2 protein-coding genes are annotated in these 3,518 nt (G+C 71.3%); both read left to right on the top strand.

Annotation, left to right across the window (positions count from 1 at the left end; all coding sequences use genetic code 11):
• Positions 1–532 (top strand): response regulator (locus tag D6689_16620; GenBank protein RMH39430.1); only part of this gene is annotated, 532 nt, incomplete at its 5' end.
• A 29-nt stretch (positions 533–561) separates the two neighbouring features.
• Positions 562–3,360, top strand: coding sequence for a valine--tRNA ligase (locus D6689_16615; protein RMH39429.1), 2,799 nt, complete (start codon positions 562–564; stop codon positions 3,358–3,360).
• The last annotated feature ends 158 nt before the right edge of the window (positions 3,361–3,518 follow it).

The following is a 3,518-nucleotide window of genomic DNA, read 5'->3' as shown; positions in this document are numbered from 1 at the left end:
GCCGGCTGCGCCGCCCGCCGCCGCGCCGCGTGCGACCCCGCGCGCGCCGACGCCGCCGCCGGTGGCGCGACCCGCCGCCGCGCCCCATCCGGCCGGCGTCGATCGGCCGCCGATGATCAAGGGCGTGCCGACCAAGCGCCCCGCGACGGTGATCCCGCCGGCGGCCGCCGCGTCAAAGGGGGGCAGGTCGGCGACGCTGATGGGTCTGTCGCCGATCTCGCAGATGCCGCCGGCGCGGCCGAAGCCGCCCGGGGTGACCGATCTGTCGTCGCCGCCCGCCGCGCCCGCGCCCGCCGCGCCCGCGCCCGCCGCGCCCGCGCCCGACGCGGTCGCCGCGCGCGTCGACGCCGCCGTGCCGGCCGCCGCGGCGTCGGCCGCGCGCGCCGCCGGCCTCGATCCGTCCGGACCGGAGATGAAGGCGATCGTCCAGCTCAGCCGCGAGGTCATCGAGCAGGTCGTGTGGGAGGTCGTTCCCGATCTGGCCGAGACGATCATCCGCGAGAACCTCGACCGACTCGCGGCGAGCAAGTAACCGTCGCCGTGTGGTAAGAAGCTGCCTCCATGGCGAAGGCAGCGCTCCCGAAGCAGTACGATCCGACCGACGTCGAACCGCGCTGGCTCAAGGCGTGGCTCGAGCACGGCTACTACCACGCCGACGCCGCGGCGCCCAAGGCGCCCTTCAGCGTCACCTTGCCGCCGCCGAACGTCACCGGCTCGCTTCACATGGGCCACGCGCTCGGGTCGACGCTTCAGGACATTCTGGTGCGCTGGCGCCGCATGCAGGGGTTCAACGCGATGTGGATGCCCGGCACCGACCACGCGGGCATCGCGACCCAGATGCTGGTCGAGCGCGACCTGATGCGGAGCGAGGGCAAGACGCGCCACGACATCGGCCGCGACGCGTTCCTGGAGCGCGCGTGGCAGTGGAAGGAGCGCTACGGCGGCCGCATCCTCGAGCAGATGAAAGCGCTCGGCTTCTCGCTCGACTTCGACCGCATGGCGTTCACCCTCGACGAGCCGCGGCAGCGCGCCGTGCGCGAGGCGTTCGTGTCGCTGTACGAGCAGGGGCTCATCTACCGCGCGAACCGGCTGGTCAACTGGTGCACCGACTGCCAAACGGCGGTGAGCGACCTCGAGGTCGACAACGTCGAGGAACCCGGCCACCTGTGGGAGCTGAAATACCCGATCGCCGGCACCGATCGCGTGATCACGGTGGCGACGACGCGGCCGGAGACCATGCTCGGGGACACCGGCGTCGCGGTTCACCCCGACGACGACCGCTATCGGGATCTGGTCGGCAAGGAGGTGGAACTGCCGCTCACCGGCCGGCGCATTCCGATCGTGGCCGACTCGTTCGTCGACCCCGAGTTCGGTACGGGCGCCGTCAAGGTCACGCCCGGTCACGACTTCAACGACTTCGAGTGCGGCAAACGGTGCGGGCTGGAACAACTGTCCGTCATCGACAAGTCGGGCCGAATCGTGCCGCCGGCGCCGGACAAGTACGTGGGCATGACCGTCGCCGAGGCGCGCAAGGCGGTCGTGGCCGACCTCGACGCGCTCGGCCTGCTCGGCGCCGTCGTCGACCGGGTCGTGCCGCGCGGTCGCTGCCAGCGGTCGCGCACCGTCATCGAGCCGCTGCTGTCGGAGCAGTGGTGGGTGGCGACCGAGCCGCTGGCCCGGCCCGCGATCGAGGCGGTCGAACGCGGCAAGACGCGCTTCGTCCCCGAGCTGTGGACGAAGACCTACATGCACTGGATGCGGAACATCAAGGACTGGTGCATCTCGCGCCAGCTGTGGTGGGGGCACCGCATCCCCGCGTGGTTCTGCGACGCGTGCGGCGGCGTGACGGTCGCGCGCGAGGATCCGACCGCGTGCAGCGCGTGCGGCAGCGGCGACATCCGCCAGGACGAGGACGTACTCGACACGTGGTTCTCGTCGGGGTTGTGGCCGTTTTCGACGCTCGGCTGGCCCGACGACAGCCGCGACCTGCGGACCTTCTACCCGAACTCCGTCATGGTCACCGGTCCGGACATCATCTTCTTCTGGGTCGCCCGCATGATGATGATGGGGCTGCACTTCATGAAGAAGGTGCCGTTCCGCACGGTGTACCTCACGCCGATCGTCACCGACGAGGCGGGCGACAAGATGTCCAAGACCAAGGGCAACGTGATCGACCCGCTCGACGTCGTTCACGGCGCGACCCTCGAGGACCTGCTGGCGAAAGCCGAGCGCGAGCACCTCGACGACGCGGCGATCAAGACGATCCGCAAGCTGTTTCCGAAGGGAATTCCGCAATGCGGTGCCGACGCGCTGCGGCTGTCGCTCGCTGCGATGGCGCTGCCCGGCCGCTATCTGCGCCTGTCGGTCGAGCGCATCGAGGGCTATCGCAACTTCGTCAACAAACTGTGGAACGCGTCGCGGTTCGCGCTCATGCACCTGGACGACTTCGACGCCGAGCGCTTCGCCGACGCCATGGCCGACGGCCCCGAGGCGGTCGACCTGGCGGCGGCGGACCGGTGGATCTTGTCTCGCCTGCAACGGGTCGCCGCCGTGGTCGACGAGGCGCTCGAAGCGTTCCGCTTTGCCGATGCGGCCAACGCGCTGTACCACTTCGTGTGGGGCGAGCTGTGCGACTGGTACATCGAGCTGGCGAAACCGGCGTTGCAGGCAGGCGGTGACGCGGGCGACGCCGCCGCCCGCCGGCGGTTCGCGGCCCAGGGGACGCTGGCCACCGTGCTCGAATCGACGTTGCGGCTGCTGCACCCGTTCATTCCGTTCGTCACCGAGGAGATCTGGCAGAAGCTGCCGAAGCCGGCGGCGACGACCGGATCGCTCATGGTCACGATCTACCCCCGCGCGGACGAGCGCTTCGTCGACGGCGCGGCCGAGCGCGAACTCGGCCTGATGATGGAGGTCGCGACCGCGATCCGGACGCTGCGGTCGACCTACGGCGTGCCGCCGAGCCGCACCGTGCGCGCGGAGGTGCGCTGCGCCGACGCCGACAAGCGCGCAGTTCTCGAAGCGCACCGCGGCTCGATCGAGACGGTGGCGCGGGTCGACCTCGCGATCGCCGAGACCGGCGGCCCGGTGCCGCAGTCGGCCAAGAGCGTCGTCGGCGCCGACATCGAGGTGGTCGTGCCGCTCGGCGGCCTGATCGACATCGACGCCGAGCGCCAGCGCATCGAAAAGGAGATCCGCAAGGCGGATCGGGAGATCGCGTTCGTCGAAAAGAAGCTCGCGAACGAGCGGTTCGTCCAGCGCGCGCCCGAGGCGGTGGTCGAAAAGGAGCGGGCGCGGCTGGCCGACGAGCGCGCGCGGCGCGAGCGGCTGGTCGAGGCGCTCGCCGCGCTCGACGCCTGAGCGCGTGGCGCGGGGGGCGCGCCGGGCACCGGGGCCCGAAACGACGCGACCCCCTCGAACCGCGTCCGAGGGGGTCGCGCGACGGACGTCTCGCTACTGCCCGGCGGCCTTGTTGGCGGCCTCGCCGGCCTTGTCGGCGGCCTCGCCGGCCTTGTCGG

The organism is Deltaproteobacteria bacterium (assembly GCA_003696105.1).
Classification (GTDB): domain Bacteria; phylum Myxococcota_A; class Polyangia; order Haliangiales; family J016; genus J016.
Note: the sequence above shows the minus strand (reverse complement) of the source record. Positions and strands in the feature narration are given on the sequence as shown.

Bases quoted from the DNA above. Each gene is read 5' to 3' on its own strand.
- D6689_16615 (RMH39429.1), top strand. From the start codon at position 562: ATGGCGAAGGCAGCGCTCCCGAAGCAGTACGATCCGACCGACGTCGAA.